Origin of the sequence: Roseixanthobacter psychrophilus, assembly GCF_043195195.1 — a bacterium.
GTDB lineage: Bacteria > Pseudomonadota > Alphaproteobacteria > Rhizobiales > Xanthobacteraceae > NCEH01.
In genome coordinates, this window is sequence record NZ_JBAFWT010000099.1 from 1 (window position 1) to 3,573 (window position 3,573).

4 protein-coding genes are annotated in these 3,573 nt (G+C 62.9%); all 4 read left to right on the plus strand.

Annotation, left to right across the window (positions count from 1 at the left end; genetic code table 11):
• Nucleotides 1-649, plus strand: a 649-nt coding sequence (locus V5F77_RS28345) for a hypothetical protein (RefSeq protein WP_429008398.1), incomplete at its 5' end; no start/stop codon positions are given.
• A gap of 128 nt (nucleotides 650-777) precedes the next feature.
• Nucleotides 778-1,740 (plus strand): DNA polymerase IV, encoded by a 963-nt coding sequence (gene dinB, locus V5F77_RS28350; RefSeq protein ID WP_429008401.1) that lies wholly within the window; start codon nucleotides 778-780, stop codon nucleotides 1,738-1,740.
• A gap of 94 nt (nucleotides 1,741-1,834) precedes the next feature.
• Nucleotides 1,835-2,503, plus strand: coding sequence for a DUF6088 family protein (locus V5F77_RS28355; RefSeq protein ID WP_429008399.1), 669 nt, complete (start codon nucleotides 1,835-1,837; stop codon nucleotides 2,501-2,503).
• Nucleotides 2,500-3,546, plus strand: a complete 1,047-nt coding sequence (locus V5F77_RS28360; protein WP_429008400.1) for a nucleotidyl transferase AbiEii/AbiGii toxin family protein — start codon at nucleotides 2,500-2,502, stop codon at nucleotides 3,544-3,546. Before V5F77_RS28355 ends, V5F77_RS28360 begins: the two co-directional genes overlap by 4 nt.
• The last annotated feature ends 27 nt before the right edge of the window (nucleotides 3,547-3,573 follow it).

The window sequence follows — 3,573 nt, forward strand, 5'->3', positions numbered from 1 at the left end:
ACCGGCCGTGGTGCGTCGAATGATCTTCACAAATGTCGCGCAATCATCGCGTCGGCTCATCGCCACGCGGCCAACGCAGGTCTGCACGAGTTGCAGCCCGGGACATGCGGAACCGGCGCCGATCCTGCGAAGCCAGCTTCTGGGGTGGCGTATTACGTGCGCTTTGTGTGGAAACCAACTCCGGGATGCCGGCGGTCGCGAACTCGCCTCCCCTTTCCGGCAACATCGCGTTGCGGCCGTTCATGGCGAAAGGCTGCTCGACGATGAAGCCGAACGGGGTATCGGAACCTGGACATCACCAGCCGACATTGCTCGGCTTCTCCTGATGCGACGCGTTCCAACGCTTGTACCCCGCGAGCACGACCTCTGGCGCTTCCGGCTGCTCGGCGCAGTCATCCCCGATCTCGACCATGTCATCGCCGAGCGACAGGAGAACCTGCCTACACCTGCAAAGCCGATCCTGCCGCTCCACCTGCGGCCGGCTCTGCTCGCCGGCGTTGCCATCGTCGAGCGTGCCGGACCGGAGATGCTCCGGATGCTACGGGGGCACATGATGGGTGACAACAGGGTCCGGTTCACTGACGCCACCGAGAACATGATAGCCCGAGGTCGTAAGTGGAAAGCTTCATCGCAGATGCACTTAATTTGAGAATCATGCAGCAATGATTCTCACAATTAGGTGCCAAGCTTGAGCCTAACCGTCACATTCTTACAATTAAGTGCCAAGCGACAGCCCTGGTGGCGCCTCGGCCGTACCACAAGATCATTCACATCGACATGGATGCCTTCTATGCCGCGGCCAGCTACGAGGCGCGGGCGTTTGGCGTGCGTTCCGCCCTGCCCAGCATCACGGCGAAGCGGAAATGCCCCGAGCTGATTTTCGTGCCGCCGCGCTTCGACGTCTACCGCGCGGTGTCCGCGCAGATCCGTGAGATCTTCGCCGAACACACCGACCTGATCGAGCCGCTCTCGCTCGACGAGGCCTATCTCGACGTCACCGAGAACCATCAGGGAATTGCGATCGCCACGACGATCGCCGAGATCATCCGGGCGAAGATCAAGGCGGTGACCGGTCTCAATGCCTCTGCGGGCATTTCCTACAACAAGTTCCTCGCCAAGATCGCCAGCGACCAGAACAAACCGAACGGGCAGTTCGTGATCACTCCGCGTCTGGGGCCGGCCTTCGTCGAGGCCCTGCCGGTCAAGAAGTTCCACGGCGTCGGTCCGGCGACGGCCGCCAAGATGCATCGGCTCGGCATCGAGACCGGCGGCGATCTCAAGGCGAAGTCGCTTTCGTTCCTGCAGCAGCAATTCGGCAAGTCGGGCTCCTGGTACTATCGGATCGCGCGCGGGATCGACGAGAGACCTGTCGAGCCCGACCGGCCGCGGAAGTCGGTCGGCGCCGAGGACACGTTCGCGACCGACATCTTCGAGCTCGACGCGGCGCGGGCCGAACTCGTGCTGCTCATTGCAAAGGTCTGGCGATATTGCGAGGCGAATGGCGTTCGTGGCCGGACCGTGACGCTGAAGGTGAAATACGCCGACTTCCAGCAGGTTACGCGCAGCCGGACGATCGGCATGGCGTTTTCGGCGTCAGCGGATATCGAGGCCCTTGCTCTGTCCTTGCTTGCGCCGCTGTTCCCGGTCGCAAAGGGCATACGGTTGATCGGCGTCACAGTCTCGTCGCTGGATGGGTTGCCTCGTCAGGCCGAGAGGCAGATTCAGCTCCTGCTCCTATAAGGCCACTCTGGAAAAGCAGACCAAGCTGTCCGAAAAATGCAGCATCGTTCGGACGTCCCTTGCTTATGTCCGAAGTTTACATCATATTTCGGACATGTTCGATCAACCAACCGCCGACCTCCGCCCTCGGCTTCTGGCCCGTATTGACGCGACGCCGGCCGAGATCTGGACGCCAGGCGATTTCGCCGACCTCGGCAATCGCGCGGCTGTCGACAAGACGCTACAGCGCCTCGCTGCGGCCGGCGAGCTGCGCCGGATCGACCGTGGGCTCTATGATCGGCCGCGAAAAAGCACCCTCACCGGCAAGCCGATGGTCCCCGACTATCGGGCCGTGATTCGAGCCGTGACGCGCCGGGATCAGGCCCGCGTCGTGGTCGACGGCATGACCGCGGCGAACGATCTCGGCCTCACCACGGCCGTCCCCGCACGGATCGAGGTCCTGATCGACGCCCGTCTGAAGCCGATCACACTCGGCAAGCAAGTCATCCATTTCAAGTCGGCTGCGCCCAGCCGCCTCTATTGGGCGGGACGCCCAGGCATGCGCGTCGTCCAGGCGCTTTATTGGATGCAGGACATGATCGCGGCGGAGGACGATCGACGGGTCGTCGAGAACCGCCTGCGCAAGCTGTTCGCCGACCCACAGCATGGGAAGGAGCTCCGCGACGATCTTCGCGCGGGTCTCTCAGCCATGCCAATCTGGATGCAGGATTTTCTAAGGCCCTTGCTCGATACCGCCGACGCTACGCGGGAGGACCGCTCGTGAGCAGCGCAGCCTATAGGGAGGTCATCTCCGCCCCGCCCGGCGAGAAGCTCGACCTCTTCCTGACCACGGCAAATCGGCTTGGCGCGCCGATCGGTAACATCGAAAAGGATTTTTGGGTCTGCTGGACCCTTAACGCCCTCTATCATGAACGACCTGCTGGAGGTCCGCGCCTCCTGTTCAAGGGGGGGACGTCGCTGTCAAAGGCCTTCGGGCTGATCGAGCGATTTTCCGAAGATATCGACGTGACGGTCTTTCGTGACGATCTCGACGAGCCCGCCTCCGTCGAAGAGCTCGAAGGGCTGTCGAACACGAAGCGCCGCGCTCGACTGGACGCGATCCGGGACGCCTGTCGCGGCTATATTACCGGATCGCTGCACGGGTTCCTGACTGAACACCTTGCCGAGGCAACGGACGGGCGCGGTCGCGTCGAGATCGACGAGGCTGACCCCGAGGGGCAGACGCTCCTGGTCTGGTATCCCGAGGTCGAGCCGCGCGACGGGGCCTATGTGCGGCCGGCGGTGCGGATCGAGTCCGGAGCGAAGTCGGCTCTCGACCCGAACCATCCGAAGGAAATCCGCCCCTATATTGCCCACGATGTGGCGGGCCTCGAGCTGTCAGTCTCGAACGTCACGACGATCGGTGCCGAGCGCACGTTTTGGGACAAGGTCGTGATCGCGCACGGCCTGCGGCGCTGGTTCGAGCGCCGCGGCGAACTGCGCCAGGCAGGCCAGCGTGTCTCGCGGCACTTCTACGACCTCCATTGCCTTTTCGCCTCCGATGTCGGCCGGTCGGCGATAGCTGATGCCGACTTGGGAGCAGACTGCGTTCGTCACGCCCTCATGTTCTTCAACCGTCCCGACTACGACCTGGCGTCGGCCGCAACCGGATCGTTCGCGATCGCGCCGTCCGCGGCAATGATTGACGCGCTCGCGCGGGATTATGCGAACATGACACCAATGATCTTCGGGGACGCCCCTCTCTTCGAGGACATCCTGACGTCGATGAAAGAGATCGAGCAGATCGCGAACGATCGAACCCGCTAAGTGATCGGTCGCAAATCGGAAGGCCCG

Bases quoted from the DNA above. Each gene is read 5' to 3' on its own strand.
- dinB (WP_429008401.1), top strand. From the start codon at position 778: ATGGATGCCTTCTATGCCGCGGCCAGCTACGAGGCGCGGGCGTTTGGC.
- V5F77_RS28355 (WP_429008399.1), top strand. From the start codon at position 1,835: ATGTTCGATCAACCAACCGCCGACCTCCGCCCTCGGCTTCTGGCCCGT.